19 protein-coding genes and 1 pseudogene are annotated in these 18,862 nt (G+C 64.7%); 3 read left to right on the top strand and 17 right to left on the bottom strand.

Features of this window, described 5'->3' with window-relative positions; translation table 11 throughout:
* Positions 1-64: 64 nt before the first annotated feature.
* The gene (locus GJW30_RS23090) at positions 65-877 is read left to right on the top strand and encodes a hypothetical protein (protein ID WP_096353878.1); all 813 of its coding nucleotides are present in this window, start codon (positions 65-67) and stop codon (positions 875-877) included.
* Positions 878-932: 55 nt separating this feature from the next.
* Here the strand turns inward: GJW30_RS23090 and rnhB are convergent, their stop codons facing one another.
* The 3 genes and pseudogenes from rnhB to GJW30_RS22975 all read right to left on the bottom strand — a co-directional run.
* A complete protein-coding gene (gene rnhB / locus GJW30_RS07875; RefSeq protein WP_096353875.1) occupies positions 933-1,628 on the bottom strand; it encodes a ribonuclease HII in 696 nt (231 codons plus the stop codon).
* Between the two features lie 48 nt (positions 1,629-1,676).
* Positions 1,677-2,240, bottom strand: a complete 564-nt coding sequence (rsmD, locus tag GJW30_RS07870) for a 16S rRNA (guanine(966)-N(2))-methyltransferase RsmD (protein ID WP_096353872.1) — start codon at positions 2,238-2,240, stop codon at positions 1,677-1,679.
* A gap of 504 nt (positions 2,241-2,744) precedes the next feature.
* A pseudogene (locus GJW30_RS22975) lies at positions 2,745-3,489 on the bottom strand (pseudouridine synthase); the annotation flags it as partial.
* A 198-nt stretch (positions 3,490-3,687) separates the two neighbouring features.
* Between GJW30_RS22975 and GJW30_RS07860 the strand changes: the two are divergent.
* Entirely contained in the window at positions 3,688-4,134 is a 447-nt protein-coding gene (locus GJW30_RS07860; RefSeq protein WP_096353866.1) for a nucleoside deaminase, read from the top strand.
* On the opposite strand, the gene GJW30_RS07855 is transcribed toward GJW30_RS07860, so the two are convergent.
* The 9 genes from GJW30_RS07855 to GJW30_RS07815 all read right to left on the bottom strand — a co-directional run bounded on the left by GJW30_RS07855 (position 4,131) and on the right by GJW30_RS07815 (position 13,131).
* On the bottom strand, positions 4,131-4,682 hold the full coding sequence (locus tag GJW30_RS07855) for a DUF4189 domain-containing protein (protein WP_096353863.1): 552 nt from the start codon (positions 4,680-4,682) through the stop codon (positions 4,131-4,133). The two genes, GJW30_RS07860 and GJW30_RS07855, sit on opposite strands and share 4 nt — an antisense overlap.
* Before the next feature lie 109 nt (positions 4,683-4,791).
* Entirely contained in the window at positions 4,792-6,183 is a 1,392-nt protein-coding gene (locus GJW30_RS07850; RefSeq protein ID WP_096358718.1) for a M20 family metallopeptidase, read from the bottom strand.
* 169 nt (positions 6,184-6,352) lie between these two features.
* Positions 6,353-7,324 carry an oligopeptide/dipeptide ABC transporter ATP-binding protein gene (locus GJW30_RS07845; RefSeq protein ID WP_096353860.1) on the bottom strand — a complete coding sequence of 324 codons (972 nt, stop codon included), beginning with the start codon at positions 7,322-7,324 and terminating at the stop codon, positions 6,353-6,355.
* Positions 7,321-8,298, bottom strand: a complete 978-nt coding sequence (locus GJW30_RS07840) for an ABC transporter ATP-binding protein (RefSeq protein ID WP_096353857.1) — start codon at positions 8,296-8,298, stop codon at positions 7,321-7,323. The genes GJW30_RS07845 and GJW30_RS07840 overlap by 4 nt, the downstream gene beginning before the upstream one ends.
* Positions 8,298-9,230, bottom strand: coding sequence for an ABC transporter permease (locus GJW30_RS07835; RefSeq protein ID WP_430727094.1), 933 nt, complete (start codon positions 9,228-9,230; stop codon positions 8,298-8,300). Before GJW30_RS07835 ends, GJW30_RS07840 begins: the two co-directional genes overlap by 1 nt.
* Positions 9,196-10,113: an ABC transporter permease gene (locus tag GJW30_RS07830; RefSeq protein ID WP_096353854.1), complete on the bottom strand. Its 918-nt coding sequence runs from the start codon at positions 10,111-10,113 to the stop codon at positions 9,196-9,198. Before GJW30_RS07830 ends, GJW30_RS07835 begins: the two co-directional genes overlap by 35 nt.
* Positions 10,114-10,122: 9 nt before the next feature.
* A complete protein-coding gene (locus GJW30_RS07825) occupies positions 10,123-11,643 on the bottom strand; it encodes an ABC transporter substrate-binding protein (protein ID WP_096353851.1) in 1,521 nt (506 codons plus the stop codon).
* A 119-nt stretch (positions 11,644-11,762) separates the two neighbouring features.
* On the bottom strand, positions 11,763-12,188 hold the full coding sequence (locus tag GJW30_RS07820; protein WP_096353848.1) for a GlcG/HbpS family heme-binding protein: 426 nt from the start codon (positions 12,186-12,188) through the stop codon (positions 11,763-11,765).
* A gap of 58 nt (positions 12,189-12,246) precedes the next feature.
* The gene (locus GJW30_RS07815) at positions 12,247-13,131 is read right to left on the bottom strand and encodes an NAD(P)-dependent oxidoreductase (RefSeq protein WP_165391615.1); all 885 of its coding nucleotides are present in this window, start codon (positions 13,129-13,131) and stop codon (positions 12,247-12,249) included.
* Between the two features lie 191 nt (positions 13,132-13,322).
* Here GJW30_RS07815 and leuD point away from each other — a divergent pair, with 191 nt between their 5' ends.
* Complete coding sequence (gene leuD, locus GJW30_RS07810; protein WP_096353844.1) at positions 13,323-13,928, top strand: 3-isopropylmalate dehydratase small subunit; 606 nt, start codon at positions 13,323-13,325, stop codon at positions 13,926-13,928.
* A 169-nt stretch (positions 13,929-14,097) separates the two neighbouring features.
* Here the strand turns inward: leuD and GJW30_RS07805 are convergent, their stop codons facing one another.
* From GJW30_RS07805 to GJW30_RS07785, 5 genes are all read right to left on the bottom strand, one after another.
* Positions 14,098-14,766, bottom strand: a complete 669-nt coding sequence (locus GJW30_RS07805; RefSeq protein ID WP_197703777.1) for a hypothetical protein — start codon at positions 14,764-14,766, stop codon at positions 14,098-14,100.
* Positions 14,760-15,230 carry a Cys-tRNA(Pro) deacylase gene (gene ybaK / locus GJW30_RS07800; protein ID WP_096353841.1) on the bottom strand — a complete coding sequence of 157 codons (471 nt, stop codon included), beginning with the start codon at positions 15,228-15,230 and terminating at the stop codon, positions 14,760-14,762. The genes GJW30_RS07805 and ybaK overlap by 7 nt, the downstream gene beginning before the upstream one ends.
* 192 nt (positions 15,231-15,422) lie before the next feature.
* Entirely contained in the window at positions 15,423-16,571 is a 1,149-nt protein-coding gene (locus tag GJW30_RS07795; protein ID WP_096358715.1) for a CaiB/BaiF CoA transferase family protein, read from the bottom strand.
* 126 nt (positions 16,572-16,697) lie between these two features.
* Positions 16,698-18,221 (bottom strand): tripartite tricarboxylate transporter permease, encoded by a 1,524-nt coding sequence (locus GJW30_RS07790; protein ID WP_096353838.1) that lies wholly within the window; start codon positions 18,219-18,221, stop codon positions 16,698-16,700.
* 86 nt (positions 18,222-18,307) lie between these two features.
* The gene (locus GJW30_RS07785) at positions 18,308-18,799 is read right to left on the bottom strand and encodes a tripartite tricarboxylate transporter TctB family protein (RefSeq protein ID WP_096353835.1); all 492 of its coding nucleotides are present in this window, start codon (positions 18,797-18,799) and stop codon (positions 18,308-18,310) included.
* Between the last annotated feature and the right edge of the window lie 63 nt (positions 18,800-18,862).

Here is an 18,862-nt window from a genome sequence, read left to right as displayed (position 1 = left end):
TGGTTCGGCCGCAAAGTGGCTAGAACGTCCGCCTGGGCACAAGGGTAGTATGACGGGTAAACCAATGACAGTTGAACGGGCTTTCCTGCTCGCGGCACCGGTCGTCGGCGTGCTGATGGTTGGCGGCTACTTCGTGAGCGCCTACAGCAACGACACGCCGCGCATCGATCCCCTCACGCAAGTTCCGGAACCTGACTCGTGGCAGGTCTCGGGTGAAGAAGTCACCGACATGGTGCGCGCCTCGGTCGTCGCGACCGGCGGCACCGTGAAAGAATTCACGCCGCAAGGCGAGCCGCAGAACACCGCCGCCGTTTCGCAGCAGCCGGCCGAGCCGGCCGGAACGCAAGCCGAGCCGCGTCATCTGCCGCTGCCGAAGAAGACTGCGCGCCCGGCTTTGCCGACGCAGGCTCCGCAGCAGCAGGCCGTTGCTCCGCAGCCGGCGGCTCCTGTTCAGCCGGTAGCATCGGTTGAGCCGCAGCAGGCCGCGGTTCCGCAGCAACCCGCTCCGCAGCGCGCCGCCGCCAAGCCGGCGCCGCAGCGCACCGCTTCGCGCCCGGACGCAACGCAGCCGCAGCGCCAGGCAACCGTGCAGCCGCAATCGCGTCCGCGTCAGCAGGCCGTGATCGAGCCGCCGCGCGTGTCGCAGCTCCCGCCGCCTCCGTCGGCAGAGCCCGAAATGGTGCCGCCGCCGCGTGAAGCGATGCGCCGCGAAGAGCGCGGTCTCGTCGGACGTTCGTGGGATACGGTGACGCGCACCACCGGCGCCGTCGCGGGTGCCGCGATCGCAACGCCGGGGACCGTCTGGCGCGCAACGACGCGCACGGTCGACGCCGTCGTCGACATCATTCCGGGCACGCGCCGTTCGTCGAACGACTGATCGGACAGAAATTTGAGTTACGAAAGCCGGGCGCAATGCCCGGCTTTTTTGTTGGCTAAATGAGCGAAGCCTGCGCTTCGACTTCGATCACCGGCTCGAAGCACGCGCGAACCGGTGCGAACGAGCGGCGGTGATGCACCGTCGGGCCGAGCTCGATCAGCGCGCGCTGATGCTTGGCGACCGCGTAACCCATGTGCTGCTCGAAGCCATAGCCCGGATGCGCGAGGCCAAGCCGCGCCATCAGCCGATCGCGCGTTACCTTGGCAACGATCGACGCCGCCGCGATCGACGCGACGATGCCGTCGCCGCCGATGACGGCCTCACATTCGCAATCGACCGCGATGCGGTCTCGGCCATCAACGAAGACAAGTTGCGGCGTGACCGATAGCCCGCGCACGGCACGCGCGAGCGCCCATAGCGACGCCTGCAGAATGTTGTCGCGATCGATGCGCTCGGTCGAGCCGATCGCGATGGCGACTTCAGCGGTTGCACAGATCTTGTCGTAAAGCTTCTCGCGCTCGTCCGCCTTCAACCGCTTCGAATCGTCGAGCCCGCGCGGCACGCGGCTCGGATCGAGAATGACGGCGGCGGCGACAACGGGCCCGGCGAGAGGGCCGCGCCCCGCCTCGTCGCAACCGGCGATCGGCAACAGCCCGCGCTTCATCGCGCGGCGTTCGCGCCGGAAGGTCGGACGCTCGATCGGCGCATCGATCGGGAGCGCTTCGGTGGCGGCTTTGCGGGGACGAATCATCGGCGAATGATGCGGCGGTTCGTATCGCTCTCGCAACCAGGCGAAGATTTATCCACTCTTGTCCCCAAGCCGCAAAAAGGTGAACTCGGTATCGTCGTAGGCGCGGCGTTCAAGCTCCGCAAAACCTTCCGGAGCGACGAATGCGCCCTTCGCCTCCTCGACGACAACCAACGCGTCAGGCGTCAGCCATCCGCCCGCGCGCGCGCTCGCGAGCGATTTCTCGGCGAAGCCTTTACCGTAAGGCGGATCGCAGAAGACGAGACCGAACGGTTCGATCGGGTGTGCGGGGCCAAGTGTCGTCGCGTCGCGGCGGAAGATGCGCGTCGCACCGCCGACGCTGAGCGTATCGACATTCTGTCGCTGCAACGCGCGCGCCTCCGAACCGTCGTCAACGAACAACGCGAAGGCGGCGCCGCGCGAAATCGCTTCGAGGCCGAGCGCACCGGTGCCGGCAAAGAGATCGAGCACGCGCGCGCCGGTGATCGGATCGCCGTAGCCGTGCATCAGAATGTTGAACACACTCTCGCGCAGACGATCGGCCGTCGGCCGCACGTCTTGCGATTTCGGGGCCGCGAGCGCGCGGCCACGCATCACGCCGCCGACGATCCTCATCGACGGCGATCCTGCACAAAAGCCTGCCCCATATTCCGCTCACCCCCGCGAAAGCGGGGGTCCAGTCTTATGCAGCTGAAGAACTGGATGCCCGCTTTCGCGGGCATGAGCGGAGGTTGAGGCATTCTCATCAGCGATCCATGGCGCGGCGCGCTTTACGGCGCGGCGGTCTTGCGGCTTTCTCATCGCGCGATTTGTCGCGCGGCTTGAAGCCCTGCGGCTTGCCCGGACGCTTATCGTCCTGGCGCGGCTTGTCGAGAATCTTCTCGCCGCGACGCGGCGGTTTCTCATTGCGGCGCTTGTCGTCGCGGCGCGGCTTCTCTTCACGGCGCGGCTTTTCACCGAAGCGCGACTTCTCGGCGCGCTGCTCCTTGCGCGGCTCAGATCGTTTTGCCGGGTGGCGTGTCTCATCACGCGGCTCGCGCTTCGCCGGATCGCGCGACTCGCGGCGCGGCGGTCGGCGCTCTTCGACCTCAGGCTCGGCTACGTTCTGGCGCTGCACGATCGGACCGGCAAAGTCTGCTTCCGAGTCGGCGATAATCCGCTCGCCGAGCTGATCGCGGAGAACGCGCGAGCGCACCTCTTCGACTTCGCCAAGCTTGAGCTCGCCAAGTTGGAACGGCCCGAACGAAACACGGATCAGGCGATTCACCTGCAGGCCGATATGCTGCAGCACGTTGCGCACTTCGCGATTCTTTCCCTCGCGGATCGCGAAGGTGATCCAAGAATTCGCGCCTTGCAGACGATCAAGCGTCGCTTCGATCGCGCCGTAGTTCACGCCGTCGACCGTCACGCCCTTGCGCAGCGCGTCGAGTTCCGGCTGCGTGATCGTGCCATGCGCACGCACGCGATAGCGGCGCAACCATCCGGTCGCCGGCAATTCGAGCACGCGCGCGAGGCCGCCGTCGTTGGTAAGCAGCAACAAACCTTCGGTGTTGAAGTCGAGCCGGCCGACCGTGACGAGACGCGGCAGATCCTTCGGCAACGCATCGAAGATCGTCGGCCGGCCTTCCGGATCGCGGTGGGTCGTCACCAGCCCGCGATCCTTGTGATAGAGGAACAGCCGCGTCCGCTCGCGCGTCGGCAGCGGCGTCTCATCGACCGAGATACGATCGGAGGGCCCGACATTGAGCGCCGGCGAGGAAATCACTTTGCCGTTGACGCTGACCCGACCTTCGGTGATCCACGTCTCCGCCTCGCGGCGCGAGCACAGTCCGGCGCGCGCCATCACCTTGGCGATGCGCTCGGGGCCGCGATTGCCTTCGGGCAGATGCTCGGGCTTCTGCGAAACGTCGCCCGTTTGCGCCGCCGGCGACGGCGTTCGCACCGCGGGGCGCGGCTTTGGCGCCGAAACAGGCGGCGTTTGTCGTTTGGGCTTGCGGGAAAAGTCTTTTTTCATCGATAACCGGCTTATGAACTACCGGGCTGATAGCAGAGATCGCGCAGCGTGACACGCCCCGCTTTCATGGACGAAGCGCTGAATGAGGCCCGTCTCGCCGCCGAGCGCGGCGAGGTGCCCGTCGGCGCGGTCGTCGTGCGCGACGGCTCGGTGCTCGCGCGAGCCGGCAATCGCACGCTGGAGGACCGCGATCCGACGGCGCATGCCGAGATGCTGGCGATCCGCGCGGCAGCCGCCGCAATCGGCGACGAGCGGCTGATCGACTGCGACCTCTACGTGACGCTGGAGCCCTGCCCGATGTGCGCCGGCGCGATCTCCTTCGCGCGCATCCGCCGCCTCTACTACGGCGCGCCGGACCCGAAAGGCGGCGCGGTCGACAATGGCGTGCGGCTTTTCGGACAGCCGACGTGCCACCATCGGCCGGACGTCTATGGCGGGCTCTCGGCGGAAGAATCCGCCGCGATGCTCAAGAGCTTCTTCGCCGGGCGGCGCTAGCGGCCGTCGCCGCAGAAAGCAATGCGGAGCGTGCAGCCGCGACGGCTGCGCACGCGATTGTCCGCGTTGCAGGCGTCGAGTGCGGCTTGTTGAGCCTGCGGCGTCGTCGTTCCGCCCGCCGTGAAGGCGAGGCGCCAGCGTCCGCCGCGATAGTTCGCCAGGCCGATGCAGAGATTCCCGGGGAAAGATTTTGCCTCGCAGGCGCCGCGGCCAAACTTGGCGCATTCGCGCAAGACCTTTGCTTCCGCGGCTTCGGCCGAGGGCTGCTGCCATGTCGTCGAATACGAGCCGTCGGCCGTGAAGGCGATCGCGCCGAAATACTGCGTTCCGCCGCTGGGTCCGGATTGCAGTGCCGGGCGCTGTCCACCGGGAGCTTGCGAACCGGGGCCGCCTTGCTGACCGGGGCCCGGCTGCAGCTGCGCGGCGCTAGGGTCCGGCATTCCTTGCGAGCCGCCACCCGATCCGTGTGGCTGAATGGATTGAGCTTGTGCCGAAAGCGAAGCGGCCGCCAACAGGGCGGCGGCAAACATCATGCGCGACAGACGCATCGGACCCCTCGTATTCTTCTTATTCCCGACAGCGTCCCGGAGATTACGCAAAGTTTGCGCCTTCACAAGGGCGTGCTGGGGTCACGACGGTGGCCAGCGCAGAAATTCTTCAGGCGTGCGCCGGCGTGCCGGGCTCACCCATATCCCAGTAGAGGCCGGCCATCAGGCGCAGGCCTTCGCGCGCAACGCTGAGCGGCAAATGCTCGTTCGGCGCATGCTGCGAGCAGCCCGGATAGGAATGCGGCACCCACACGGTCGGCAGGTTGAGCACTTCCGAGAAGATGTCGTTCGGCAGCGAGCCGCCGAGGTTCGGCAAAACCGCCAGCTTCTCGTTGGTCGTGCGGCGCATCGCGGTCGCGGCCCACTGCACCCAAGGATGTTCGGGATCGAGACGGGTTGCCGCGAAGATTTCGTCGCGGCCTTTGGCGACCTGCACATACGAAAAGCCGTGACGATCGAGATGCCGGCGCAGCGCTGGGATCACGGAAGCCGGATCGATGCCGACGACGAAGCGGAGCTGCCCGCGCGCCCAGGCGCGCGGCGGCACGGCGTTGACGGGATTTTCCGGATTGCCGGCCGTTATCGCGAGGATTTCGAACGAGCACCAGCCATAGACCTGCTCGGCGCGCGTCAGCCCCGGTTCGCCCCAGGCGAAATCGATCTCCGGATCGCCCGGCCGCGAGACAACCTCGCAGTCGGCGAGCGCGCGGCGCACCGATTCCGGAATCTCCTGCGGCACCCATTCTGGAATGCGGATCTGCCCGGTCGGCCCGACGATGCTCGCGAGTGCATGCGTGAGCTGGATCGCGGGATTCGACAGCAGACCACCCCAGTTGCCTGAGTGGTGACCGCCTTCGCGTGCATCGATCCAGATATCGATCGGGAAAGCGCCGCGGCTGCCGAGAAAGATCGTCGGCCGATCGATCGCGAGGCGCGGACCGTCCGAGCCGATCAGCACGTCGGCTTTGAGCAGATCGCCCTGCTCGGCGCACAGCTCGCGCAGTCCGCGCGAACCGGTCTCCTCGCCCATTTCGATCAGCCATTTGGCGTTGAAGCCGAGCTTGCCGCGCGCGGCGATGACCGCTGCCTGCGCCGCGATGTCGATGGTGTGCTGACCTTTGTTGTCGACGACGCCGCGCCCGTAGTAGCGGCCATCGACTTCGGTCAGTGTCCACGGCGACAGACCTTCCTTCCATCCGGACTCGAGGCCGCGAATGACATCGCCATGGCCATAGCCGAGCACGGTCGGCAGGCTCGCGCCTTCGATGCGCTCCGCATAGAGGAACGGCGCGCCGGCTTTCTCGTGAGTCAGGATACGCGTCTTGAAGCCGAGCGCTTCGAGCGCGGGCTGCATCTCGGCTTTGATGTAGCGTTCGAGTTCGGCCGCGCGTTCGGGATTCTGGCTTTCGGTCGGGATCGCAACGCGGCGCGTGAGATCGGTCTTGAATGCGCCGGAGTCGAAATACGTTTCGGCGTTGGCGATGGCGGTTTGTCGGGTCATTGCAAGTTCACTCAGCGGGTCACCAGAGAAAGCTTTCATCCCGGACGCAGCGGACGCGAAGCGACCGTGCGATCCGGGATCCATGTATCACAATCGCCGCTGGGATACGTAGGTACCGGCTCGCGCGATTTGCTTCGCAAACTCGCTTGGCCGAGATGACGGCAGCGGACTAGGCAGCGGCTCTACCCACTCCTCCGTCGTACAAATGGCAAGCGACGAATCCGTCCGGCGAGCGCAGACTGCGCGGCACCTCGGCCTTGCAGCGTGGCCCTGCCTCCTCGCAGCGTGGATGAAAGACGCAGCCGGATGGGGAATTGAGCGGATTGGGGATCGCGAGACCGAGCCCCGTCTCCGGAACGCCCAGCCCCGGTTCCGGCGTCAGAACGGATTCGAGCAGCGCGCGCGTATACGGGTGACGTGGCGCGCGGAACAGCGTCTCGCGATCCGCCATCTCGACGATGCGGCCGAGATACATGACGGCGACGCGCGTCGCGATATGTTCGACGACCGCGAGATTGTGGCTGATGAAGACGTAAGTGAGGCCAAGGTCGCGGCGCAGATCGAGCAGCAAATTGAGGATTTGCGACTGCACCGACACGTCGAGCGCCGAGGTCGGCTCGTCGAGCAAGACTATCTCGGGTTCGACGACGAGTGCGCGCGCGATCGCGACGCGCTGGCGCTGGCCGCCCGACAATTCGTTCGGGTAGACATCGGCGTGGCGTTTCGCGAGGCCGACTTTTTCCAGCATCGCGACCGCGCGTTTGCGCCGCTCCGCCGCGCCGACGCCTTGCACGGCGAGCGGCAGCGCTACGATAGACGCGACGGGCTTGCGCGGATTGAGCGACGAATACGGATCTTGGAACACCGGCTGAATGCGGCGCGCGAGTGCAAGACGGCCCATCGCGCCGACGTCACTTCCGGCCAGCGTGATACTGCCGCTATTCGGCGCGAGCAGCCCGAGCAGCAGCTTTGCGAGCGTCGATTTGCCGGAGCCGGACTCGCCGACAAGGCCGAGCACCTCGCCCTTGTCGAGCGAGAGGTCGAGATTGTTCACGGCCGTGAGCAACCGCTTCTTGGCGAAGAGCCCGCGACCAACCCAAAAGGTACGCGTGACCTCTTTGGCTTCGAGCAGCGCGCTCATGCGGCCACCGCCGGCAAAGTCTCGTGAATGCAGCGCCAGCGTTGACTGCCGACGGACTTCCACGGCACGTCCTCGGCGCAACGCGGTTCCGCATAACCGCAGCGATCGCGAAAAGCGCAGCCGGTGACACCGCCGATCAGTGACGGCACCGTGCCGGGGATCGAGCCGAGACGTTCACCCGGCGGCGTGCGGCCGGGGATCGGGATCGAAGCGAGCAGCCCGCGCGTGTAAGGATGGCGCGGGTGGCGGAAGAGATCGGCAGCGGTCGCGCTCTCGACGATCTCGCCCGCATACATCACGGCGACGCGGTGCGCGACGCGCGCGACAACGCCGAGGTCGTGCGTGATCAGCAAAATGGAGACGCCGAGATCGCGTTGCAGGTCGGCGAGCAGCCGCAGGATCTGCGCCTGGATGGTGACGTCGAGCGCGGTCGTCGGCTCATCGGCGATCAGCAGCGCGGGCCCACACATCAGTGACATCGCGATCATGACGCGCTGGCGCAAGCCGCCGGACAGCTGATGCGGATATTGCGACAGCCGCTCCGCCGCCGCCGTGATGCCGACTTTCTCGAGCAGAAAGATCGCGCGCTCGCGCGCTTCTGCGGCGGTGGAATTCTTGTGATGCCGATGCACTTCCGCGAGCTGATCGCCGATCGTGTAAGCCGGGTTCAGCGCCGTCATCGGCTCCTGAAAGATCATAGCCATGCGATTGCCGCGCAGGCGCATCAGTTCTTTCATCGAGCGTGTCAGATCGCGACCCTCGAATGTCAGGGTATCGGACGTGCGCGTCGCGCTGCCGGGCAATAGCCCCATCAGCGACAGCGCCGTCATCGATTTTCCGCAGCCGGATTCGCCGACGAGACACAGCGTCTCGCCGGGCGCGATGTCGAACGAGATTCCGCGCACGGCGTGCAGCGTGCCGCGCGGCGTCTTCAGGTCGACACGCAAGTTGGCGACGCTGAGGATCGGCTCCATCAGCTCCTCCCCGCCGGCGCGGTGACGTCGCGAATGCCGTCGCCCACCATGTTGATCGCGAGCACCAAGATTCCGAGGGCGACGCCCGGGATCGCGATGAGCCAGAACGAGAAGAACATGTAGGCCTTGGCTTCCGCGATCATCAGTCCCCATGACGGTAGCGGCGGCTGCACGCCGAGGCCGAGGAACGACAGCGCGGCTTCAAGCAGAATCGCGCTGGCGGCTTCGACGCTGGCGACGACGATGAGTTGCGGCAGAACGTTCGGCAGCACTTCGCCGACGATGATGCGCAACGTCGATGCGCCGGTCGATTCCGCCGCCGCGACATAGTCGAGACTGCGCACCTGCTGCGTCGCGGCGCGCATGACGACCGCGAAGCGATCCCATTTGAGGAGGCCGAGCACCATAATGACGACCCACAGCGAGCCGCCGATCAACGCGACCACGGCGAGCGCGACGAGGATCAGCGGCAGCGCAAGGCGCACCGTTACGATGAAGGTCACGAACATGTCGGTGCGGCCGCCGAAATAACCGGCGGCGAGCCCAAGCGCGGTTCCGATCAAGCCCGAGATCACCATCACGGCGAGGCCGATCAGCAACGAGATCCGCGCGCCGTAGATGATGCGCGAGAGATAATCGCGGCCGAGATTGTCGGTGCCGAGAATATGCGTCCAGGTGCCGTTCTCGTACCAGATCGGCGGAATGGCGCGGCGCGTTAAGTCCTGCGCGTAAGGATCGTGCGGTGCCAGCAGCGGCGCGAGCACCGCCATCAGCACGATGAGCGCGAGCAGGATCGTGCCGAGCATCAGGCCTTTGTGCGCGAAGATCCGCCGGCGCAGCAGCACCCCCGAGGTCGGGCCGGCAACGTCGACGATGGCGAAAGCGTCCGTCATCGCATCACCCGACGCGGATGCGTGGGTCGAGCCACGCATTGATGAGGTCGGCGATCAGCGTCAGCCCGACATAAATGAAGGACAGCATCGTGAGCAGCGCCTGCATCACGGGCAGATCCTTGTGCGTGATCGACTGGTACGCGAGGAAGCCCGCGCCATCGAGCGCGAAGATCGTCTCGATCACGACCGAGCCACCGAGCAGGAAGCCGAGCTGCACGGCCGCGAGCGCCACCACCGGAACCAGCGCGTTGCGCAGCGCATGTTTGAGAATGACGCTGCGCGGCGACAAACCTTTCGCGCGCGCCGTGCGAACATAGTCGGACGCGAGCACCTCGATCATGCCGGCGCGCACGAGACGCATGAAGGCCGGCGCGATGTAGTAGCCGAGCGCGATCGTCGGCATGACGAAATGCGCCCAGGTGTCGCTACCGGAGACCGGCAGCCAGCGCAGAGTCACGGCAAAGACCATGATCAGGATCAGCGCGAAGAAGAAATTCGGCATCGCCTGCCCGAGCACGGCGAGCGAGAGACACAATCGATCCACCCAAGAGTTCGGATAGACCGCTGCCAAGATGCCGAGCGGTATCGAAATCACGAGCGCAAACAACAGCGAGAAGAACGCGAGATACAGCGTCGTCGGCAGCTTCTCGAGCACGAGCGGGCGCACGTCGGTCTTGAAGAACAACGACTCGCCGAAGTCGCCGCGCGCGAGTTTGCCGAGCCAGTCGCCGTATTGCACGATCAGCGGCCGGTCGAGGCCGTACATCTTGCGGACATTCTCGATATCCTCGGCGCGCGCGCCCTCGCCCGCGATCGCGATGGCGGCGTCACCCGACGCGCGCAACGCGACGAAGGCGAGCGCCGACACCGTGAGTGCGACGAGCAGCGCCAATCCGAGACGCTTGAGCGCATAGGCGAGCATGGTCGCTCCCTACCGGAACGTCATCTCCCAGAAGCGTGGCATCTCGTCCGGGTAGGCGACGAAGTTCAGGTCCTTGGTCGCGACGTAGTAGGTCGTCAGCGAGAACAACGGCACCGACAGCGCCTGCGAAGCGATGCGGGCGAGCGCTTCCTTGTAGGCCGCCTTGCGGGCTTCCGGATCGATGCTGGAGTCGCCCTTGTCGAGCGCCGCGATGACTTCGGGATCGCGGTTGAGATCGTCCGGTCCGTTCTTGTAATAAACCGGTGTCGATGCCGAGACGTCGTTGACCGAGAACGATCCCCACGTCTGATGCAGGAACGCAGCCTTACCGGCACGCGCGGTCTCGCGCATCGCGGCATATTGCATGAAGCGCAGGTTCGCCTTGATGCCGACAGCACGCAGATAACCGATCATCGCTTCGGTCTGGTTGCGTTCGCGATAGGCGTAGAGATCGAGATCGAAGCCGTTCGGGAAGCCAGCCTCGGCGAGCAGCGCTTTCGCCTTCGCGGGATCGTAATTGTATTGCTCGATGCCTTCGGTCGCGCAGCCGAACTGCGACGGGAAGCACTGCGATTTGAGAACGCGCGCGCCCTCGCCCACCACCTGCTTCACCATCGTCTCGCGATCGATCGCATGCAGGATCGCCTTGCGGACGCGGATGTCGCGCAGCTGCGGCGACGGCGTATTTTCCATCGAGTTGAAGTTCAGAAACGCGATGCGCATCGTCTCGCCGGAGACGACCTGCAGCTGCGGCACGGCTTTGATCTGAGTCGCCTGATCGAGCGCGACGTTCATGATCATGTCGACACCGCCCGCCATGATCTCGGCGATCTGCGTCTGCCGATCCGGGATGAAGCGGATTTCGACCTTCTGAATTGTCGGCTGCGGCTTCGGGCTATCCTTGAAGTAATCCGCGTTGCGCTCCATGCGGACGAGCTTGCCGACCTGATGCTCGACGACCTTGTAGGGGCCGGAGCCGACCGGCTTTTCGTTCATGCCCCTCGGGCCGACCTTCTCGTAGTATTCGTTCGGGTGGATCACCACCGGGCCGGCGAGGTATTCGATCGCGGCCGGGAACGGGCGTTTCGTGATGATGCGGGCCTTGTATTTGTCGATCTTCTCGGCGCGCTCGATCCAATCGACGTTTTGTTGCGTCACAACCTTGCTGTCGGGCTTCACCACGAAGTTCAGCGTGTAGACGACGTCGTCGGCGTCGAACTCCTCGCCGTTGTGGAACTTCACGCCTTGGCGGAGATCGACTTCGAGCGTGCGATCGTCGATCCACTTCCACGCGGTCGCGAGCTGGCCTTTGTATTCGTTCGTCTTCGGGTCGCGATAAATCAGCGTGTCCCAGACCTGCTGGCCGAGAATGACGCCGATACGCACATTGTTCATGTACGGATCGATGCTCTCGGCGACCTGGTCATACGCAAAGCGAATCGAGTTATCGCGTTTGCCCGCATGCGCGACGCCGGTCGCTGCTGCGAAAACGGCAATGGCTGCCGTCAGCTTGATGGCCGATGCGCGCATGCGCCCCTCCTGTCCATTCTGGATCTTGGAAATGTTCCAGCCAGTGGAAAGGGCGCGCGCCTGCGAGTCAAGGCGAATGCAGTATCACCAGGTGCATAACGCGCAGGCGATGTTTGCGATCACGCAGACTTGAGGCCAGCCGCCTCGACGCCGGCAAAGCAACACGCTTCGTCGTTGTCCGACGTATCGCCCGAGATGCCGACGGCGCCGATCGTGTCACCAGCGCTGTCCTTGATCAGCACGCCACCCGCCACCGGCACGACGCGGCCGTTGCTTGCCGCCATCAGCGCGTTGATGAAATGCGGACGCTCGATGCCGCGCTGCTCCAGCGTGCGCGACGAGATGCCCATGCCGAGAGCGCCGTAAGCTTTGCCGGTCGCGATCTCGTAACGCAGCAGGCTCGACTTATCCTCGCGCTTGAACGCGACGAGATGCCCGCCGGCATCGAGCACCGCGACGGTCATCGGCCCGAGCTTGAGCTCCCGAGCTATCTTGAGTGCGGCATCGACGATGGTCGAGGCGTGGTCGAGCGTGAGACGCGACATTTCGGGAACTCCAGTTCTTTTTGTTTTTCGATTGTGAGGTGCCGCCGCGGCGGCCGCGTCACGACTTCCGGTTGATCCAGTAAGCCGGCATGAACGTGTTGTCCTCGCCGCCCCAGCCGTTCTTCGCGGCTTCGTCGAACGCGGTCAGCGCCGCCGTCGTCACCGGCATCGCGGCGCCACGGTTCTTGCCTTCGGCGAGCATCGTGCGCAGGTCCTTGCGGCCGCCGTCGATATCGAACGCGGCAGCACGTTTCTCTGCGCCGCCCAAAACTGCGGCGAGATCGGCGCCGCGATTGCGGATCACGTTCGGACCGCCCGAGGTGTCGCCGAGCAGTTCCATCATCTTGTCGGCCGGCAGCGTCACGTCGCGGCAGAGTGCGAGTGCTTCGCCGAGCGCCTGCCAGTAGATCATCAGCGGCAGATTGATCGCGAGCTTCATCGCGGCGCCGGTGCCGGTCGGGCCGACGTGATCGACCCTTCGGCACATTTGATCGAGGATCGGCTTGGCGCGCGCCACATCGGACGCTTCGCCGCCCGCCACACCGACGAGTTTGCCCTGACGCGCCGGCCCGGTGGTGCCGCCGACCGGGCATTCGATGATCGCGGCGCCCTTGGCGCGGACGCGCTCGGCGAGCGCCTTCTCGGTCTCGGGCAGCACGGTGCTCATTTCGATGAAGAGCTTTCCGGCGATATCGCCCGAGAGCAGCCCCTTCGGCCCGTCATAAACGGCGTCGATCGCGGCGGCATCGATGAGGATCGTGATGATGGTTTCGCTCGCGGCCGCGACTTCGGCCGGGCTGCCAACCACCTTGGCGCCGGCCTTTTCGAGCGCCGCCGTCTTGCCGGGCGACCGGTTCCAAACCGTCAGCGTGTGGCCACTGTCGATGAGGCGCAGCGCGATGGCTTCGCCCATACGTCCGACGCCCGCGATCCCGATCTGCATGTCGCCCCTCTTGTTGTTGTTTGCGGCTGCGCAAGTGTTGAGGTGCGGGTTAGCACGGGTGCGGGCCACTGCCAACGCGGCGGCTCGAGGCAAAAAGGCCATGTTGCCCCGTGACTTCACCCGGTACTTGACCGAACGGGCCGCAATCGCCATTGAATGGGCGTGCGCCCACGAACGGGCGGAGAGATCCAATGGAAAAATTCACGGTTCTGGAAGCGACCCCGGCCCCCTTGAACGCGATCAATGTCGACACCGACATGATCATCCCGAAGAACTACCTTAAGACGATCAAGCGCACGGGGCTTGGCAAGGGTCTTTTCGCCGAGAAGCGCTTCAACGAGGACGGCTCCGAGAATCCGGATTTCGTGCTCAACAAGCCGGCTTACCGTAACGCCAAGATTCTCATCGCGGGCGACAATTTCGGCTGCGGGTCTTCGCGCGAGCATGCGCCGTGGGCTCTGCTCGACTACGGCATCCGCTGCGTGATCTCGACGTCGTTCGGCGACATTTTCTACAACAACTGCTTCAAGAACGGGATTTTGCCGATCCGCGTTTCGCCGGAAGATCTCGAGAAGCTGTTCGACGACGCCGATCGCGGCGCCAACGCACGCTTGACCATCGATCTCGAAAATCAAGAGATCAAGGGTCCGGACGGCGGCACGCTGAAGTTCGACGTCGATCCGCACCGCAAGCATTGCCTGCTCAACGGCCTCGACGACATCGGCCTCACGATGGTGAAGGAAAAGTCGATCGATTCGTATGAGGAAAAGACGCGCGCCGCGCGTCCGTGGGCTTAAACAAAGCTTCGGCAACAACCCAGCAACGAACTGTCATCCCGGACAGCGAGCGCTATGCGCGAGCTGAGCCGGGACCCATGACTCCCAGCATCACAGGGATACGTGGATCCCGGCTCTCGTTTGCGTCGCTGCGCGACTTGCAAACTCGGCCGGGATGACAGCTGCGGATTTACCGCTCGGCCTTTAAAATAACTGCGCGCCCATCGTGGTCACCCGTCGTGACACCGGGATCGCCGCGTAACGCATTCCCAAGCTCCGCATAACCCGAACGCTTGAACGCCGTCAGCCGGTCGAGACGATCCGCGTAATCCTCGCGTGCGCGCAGGAACGACGCATACGCATGCATCGGCCAGCGGATGAGATCGATCGACTCGCGGCTGAAGGCGGCGATCGACACGAAGCCGCCGTCGAACGGGTGCGGACCGAAGATGCGGCCGTGATTGTTCGAGAGTTCGAAGATGCCGTTCGAAAATGCGTCGTCGCGGCCCGACGGCAATTGCGGATAGCGATCGCTCCCGATCAGCGCGCGATAGCCCGCCGAGTGGCCGAAGCGGACCGGATAGCCGGCCGCGGTCGATGCCGCGATGAGGCGGCGGCGCGCGTCATCCGGAGTCTTTGCCGCGCCGTCGACGAAGATGACGTTGATCGGCTCGCGTAATTTCAACCGGCCGTCGAGTTGGCCGAGCCAATGCGCGATGGTGCCGTCGCGGTCGATCATCCATTTTCCGATGGCGGGAAGTCCCGGCGGGTGCACGACGTCGGCTGCGGTCGGAAGCTCCTGCGCGGCAAGCGGAAACGCCAGCAGCGTCATCACGGCGGCGAGCGTCAGCCTCAGCACAGCGACGCGTCCTTCGCACCGAGTACGCGCACGAGATCGGCCGGCGCGATCTCGATCTGCAAACCGCGACGGCCGCCGTTGACGATTACGGTGTCGTTGGCGAGTGCGGATGCTTCGATGAATGCGTTCACACGCTTCTTCTGTCCGAACGGCGAGATCCCGCCGACGTGATAACCCGTGATGCGTTCGGCCTCGGCGGGCGGCAACATCGCGGCGTCTTTCGCGGCCGCGGCGCTCGCGAGTTTCTTCAGGCTGACTTCGCGGTCCGACGGGACGAGCACGCAGACGATCGCGCCGCCTGCCTTCGCCATCAGTGTCTTCAGCAACCGCGACGGCGAAACGCCGAGCGCTTCGGCGGCCTGCATGCCGATGCGTTCGGCGTTCGGATCGTAGTCGTATTCGTGCAGCCGAAACGTCACGCCCGCTTTGGTCAGCGCATTCGTCGCGGGAGTTCCCTTGGCCATCGTCGCTATCCGTTTGGCTGAACAAGTAGCATCCGGGAGCTCGCTCCGCACTCCGTTTCACCTCTCCCATGGGGAGAGGTCGGATGGCGTAGCCATCCGGGCGAGGGGTTACGGCGTCTCGTGAGGCACAATCCCCTCACCCGACGCTACGCGTCGACCTCTCCCCATGGGAGAGGTTGACGGAGGCTGTCGCTACCGGCCGAAAATCTCGTCCTCATGCTCGCCGAGACGCGGCGGAGGCCGCGAGGGGCGCGGCGCCTTGCCGTCGACCAGGAACCCTCCGCGCACGACCGTGACGGCGCGATCCGCACCCGGCACATGATCGAACGTCACCGTCATGTTGCGCGCGGCGATCTGCGGTTCGCTGATCGCTTTCGACACGGCGAGCACGCGGCCGGCCGGAACGCCCGCCGCGTTCATGCGCGATTCCCAGGACACGGCCGAGTCGGCGACAAGCGCCTCCTCGATCAGCGCGTTGAGCGCGAAGCGGTTGTCCTTGCGCGCCTCGCGTTTGGCAAAGCGCTCGTCGCTCTTGAGTTCGGGACGGGCGATAAGATCGCACAGCGTTTCGAATTGCTTCTGTTCGTTCGCCGCAATGTTGAGGAGATCGTCGCGCGTGCGAAAGGTGCCGGACGGCGCGCCGGAAACATTCTCGTTGCCGGCCGGTTTCGGTTCGACGCCTGTCGCGAGGAAATTCGACACCGGCCAGCCGAGCGCACTCAGCGTCGATTCCAACATCGAGACATCGAGGAAAGCGCCTTCGCCCGTCTTGCCGCGACGCACCAACGCAGCCGAAATCGCAAAAGCGCCTGCGATTCCACCGAGCGTATCGCAGACCGGATATCCAACGCGCAGCGGCGCGGTCTCGGGCGTGCCCGTGATGCTCATGATGCCGGAAAGGCCTTGGATGATCTGATCGTAGGCCGGGTTGCCTTTCAGCGGGCCGGTCTGTCCGAAGCCGGAGATCGCGCAGTAGATGATGTCCGGCTTGTGTTTCTTGAGGTCATCGAAGCCGAGGCCGAGGCGCGACATCACGCCGGGGCGGAAGTTTTCCAAAACGACGTCAGCAGTCGCGACGAGTTTGACGAACTTTGCTTTGTCATCGGATTTCTTGAAGTCCAGCACCACGGAGCGCTTGCCGGCATTCTGCGCCAGAAACGACACGCCCATGTCTCGCGCGCTGAGTTCAGCCGACGCACCGAGCTTACGCGCGAGATCGCCCGCCGGCGCTTCGATCTTGATGACGTCGGCGCCGAGCAGCGCGAGCTGGTAGCCGCAGTAGGGTCCGGCGAGCACGTTCGTGAGATCGAGAACGCGCACGCCGTCGAGAAGTGCATTCATGGACAAGCGCCTGCTTTTTTGCACCGTCATGGCCCGCTTCATGCGGGCCATCCACGCCTTAGCTGCTTCAGCAAGAAAGCAAGACGTGGATGGCCCGGACGAGCCGGGCCATGACGACGGGTTATTCTACGCCTCGCCGCTTGGGCTGGGCAGCCGCGACAAGCGCACGAAATGATAGAACGCCCAAATCTTCGGTCCGATGAGGCCGATGATCGCAACCACGTAGAGCGTGATCGACAGCGTCGACGAGAAGAAGATCGACCAATCGCCGTTCGACACCGTCATCGCCTGGCGAAAGTTCTGCTCCGCCAGCGGGCCGAGGATCATGCCGATGATCACCGGTGCTGCCGGGAAATCGAACCGCCGCATCAGGAAACCGATGATGCCGAGGATGTACAGCAACACCAGATCGACGACCGAGTTCGAGATGCCGTAGGTGCCGATCGTCGCGAAGACGAGGATGCCGGCATAGAGCAGCGGCGCCGGGATTTTCAGGACGCGCACCCACAGGCCGACGAGCGGCAGGTTGAGGAAGATCAGCAGCACGTTGGCGATGAACAAGCTCGCGATCAGGCCCCAGACCAGCGAGGCCTGGCTCTCGAACAACAACGGCCCCGGATTGATGCCGTAGCTTTGGAACGCCGAGAGCATGATCGCGGCCGTGGCCGAGGTCGGCAGACCGAGCGTCAGCATCGGTACGAGCACGCCTGCCGCCGATGCGTTGTTCGCGGCTTCCGGACCCGCGACGCCTTCGATCGCTCCGGTGGTGCCGAACTCTCCCTTGTGCTTCGAGAGTTTCTTCTCGATCCAGTACGACAGGAAGGTCGGGATTTCGGCGCCGCCCGCCGGCATCGCGCCGATCGGGAAGCCGAGCAGCGTGCCGCGAATCCACGGCTTCCAGGAGCGCGACCATTCCTCGCGCGTCATGTAGAGCGACCCCTTCAGCGGCAGGATCTCGTCCTTGCCGGCGTAGCGGCGCGCCGCGACGTAGAATGTCTCGGCGACCGCGAAGAGCCCGACCGCGACGATGATCACGTTGATGCCGTCGAGCAATTCCGGAACGCCCATCGTAAAGCGCGCCTGTCCGGTCTGCAGATCGACGCCGATCATGCCGAGATAAAAACCGAAGAACAGGCTGATCAGCCCGCGCACGGCGGACGAGCCGAGCACCGCAGAGACCGTAACGAAGGCGAGGATCATCAGCGCGAAATATTCGGGCGGCCCGAATTTCAGCGCGAAGGTGACGACCACCGGCGCCAGGAACGTGATGCCGATCGTGCCGATCGTGCCGGCGACGAACGAGCCGATCGCGGACGTCGCGAGCGCGGCGCCGGCGCGGCCCGAGCGGGCCATCTTGTTGCCCTCGAGCGCGGTGACGATCGTCGCGCTCTCGCCAGGCGTGTTGAGCAGGATCGATGTCGTCGAGCCGCCATACATCGCGCCGTAATAGATGCCGGCGAAAAGAATAAACGCGGCGGTCGGCTCGACCTTGAAGGTGATCGGCAGCAGCAGCGCGATGGTCAGCGCCGGCCCTAAGCCTGGCAGCACACCTATGGCGGTCCCGAGCGTGGTGCCGACGAGGCACCACATCAGATTTTGCGGCGTCAGTGCGACGGCGAAACCGGCGGCGAGTTGCGAGAACACATCCATCAGTCACGCCCCCCGGCGACAAAGATTGATTTTGCATCTTCGCATGACCGGACGGAAAACCGGTTCCCACTTTTCCTGGTCATGCTCTACCCGCCGATCAGCGTTTCGAACCAGCCGGCGCCGATATTTACGCCGAGCAGTTTGGCAAAACCGAAATAAGCGACGAGCGCGACGACGAAGCCGATCGCAACATCCCGCAGCGGCTGACGGCTGCCGAAGCCGTATGCGATCAACACGAACATCACGGTCGAGGCGATCGTGAAGCCCATCCAGGTGATCAGCGCGATATTCGCGATCAATCCGGCAGCGACGAAAACAAGCGCGCGCCAGTCGATCGCGACTTCCTTTTCTTCGTCCGGCTGCCAGCCGCCGCGCGCCGCTTCGAACAGGAGAAAGAGTGCGAGCACGGCAAGCGCCGCCACCGTGATGTACGGCGCGGTCGTCGGGCCGACTTTGGCGTAGATTGGCGATTCAGGAATCTGCCAAATCTGCCACAGCGCGAAGGCCGAGAAGAGAAGTAACCCGCCGCCGATCAATGCTTCGGGCAGCGCGAAGCCTTTCTTGGTCGTATCGTTCATGAAAAATGCCCCAGCCCCAATTCAATCCGTCATGGCCCGGCTTGTCCGGGCCATCCACGTCTT

The organism is Variibacter gotjawalensis (genome assembly GCF_002355335.1).
In the GTDB taxonomy this organism is placed as follows: domain Bacteria; phylum Pseudomonadota; class Alphaproteobacteria; order Rhizobiales; family Xanthobacteraceae; genus Variibacter; species Variibacter gotjawalensis.
Note: the sequence above shows the minus strand (reverse complement) of the source record. Positions and strands in the feature narration are given on the sequence as shown.

Coding starts and splice junctions, on each gene's coding strand:
- GJW30_RS07845 (WP_096353860.1), bottom strand. CDS start 7,324: ATGAGCGCGCTGCTCGAAGCCAAAGAGGTCACGCGTACCTTTTGGGTT.
- ybaK (WP_096353841.1), bottom strand. CDS start 15,230: ATGGCCAAGGGAACTCCCGCGACGAATGCGCTGACCAAAGCGGGCGTG.
- GJW30_RS23090 (WP_096353878.1), top strand. CDS start 65: ATGACAGTTGAACGGGCTTTCCTGCTCGCGGCACCGGTCGTCGGCGTG.
- GJW30_RS07815 (WP_165391615.1), bottom strand. CDS start 13,131: ATGCAGATCGGGATCGCGGGCGTCGGACGTATGGGCGAAGCCATCGCG.
- GJW30_RS07785 (WP_096353835.1), bottom strand. CDS start 18,799: ATGAACGATACGACCAAGAAAGGCTTCGCGCTGCCCGAAGCATTGATC.
- GJW30_RS07820 (WP_096353848.1), bottom strand. CDS start 12,188: ATGTCGCGTCTCACGCTCGACCACGCCTCGACCATCGTCGATGCCGCA.
- rnhB (WP_096353875.1), bottom strand. CDS start 1,628: ATGATTCGTCCCCGCAAAGCCGCCACCGAAGCGCTCCCGATCGATGCG.
- GJW30_RS07835 (WP_430727094.1), bottom strand. CDS start 9,230: ATGCGTGGCTCGACCCACGCATCCGCGTCGGGTGATGCGATGACGGAC.
- GJW30_RS07795 (WP_096358715.1), bottom strand. CDS start 16,571: ATGAATGCACTTCTCGACGGCGTGCGCGTTCTCGATCTCACGAACGTG.
- GJW30_RS07840 (WP_096353857.1), bottom strand. CDS start 8,298: ATGGAGCCGATCCTCAGCGTCGCCAACTTGCGTGTCGACCTGAAGACG.
- leuD (WP_096353844.1), top strand. CDS start 13,323: ATGGAAAAATTCACGGTTCTGGAAGCGACCCCGGCCCCCTTGAACGCG.
- GJW30_RS07825 (WP_096353851.1), bottom strand. CDS start 11,643: ATGCGCGCATCGGCCATCAAGCTGACGGCAGCCATTGCCGTTTTCGCA.
- rsmD (WP_096353872.1), bottom strand. CDS start 2,240: ATGAGGATCGTCGGCGGCGTGATGCGTGGCCGCGCGCTCGCGGCCCCG.
- GJW30_RS07790 (WP_096353838.1), bottom strand. CDS start 18,221: ATGGATGTGTTCTCGCAACTCGCCGCCGGTTTCGCCGTCGCACTGACG.
- GJW30_RS07855 (WP_096353863.1), bottom strand. CDS start 4,682: ATGCGTCTGTCGCGCATGATGTTTGCCGCCGCCCTGTTGGCGGCCGCT.
- GJW30_RS07850 (WP_096358718.1), bottom strand. CDS start 6,183: ATGACCCGACAAACCGCCATCGCCAACGCCGAAACGTATTTCGACTCC.
- GJW30_RS07830 (WP_096353854.1), bottom strand. CDS start 10,113: ATGCTCGCCTATGCGCTCAAGCGTCTCGGATTGGCGCTGCTCGTCGCA.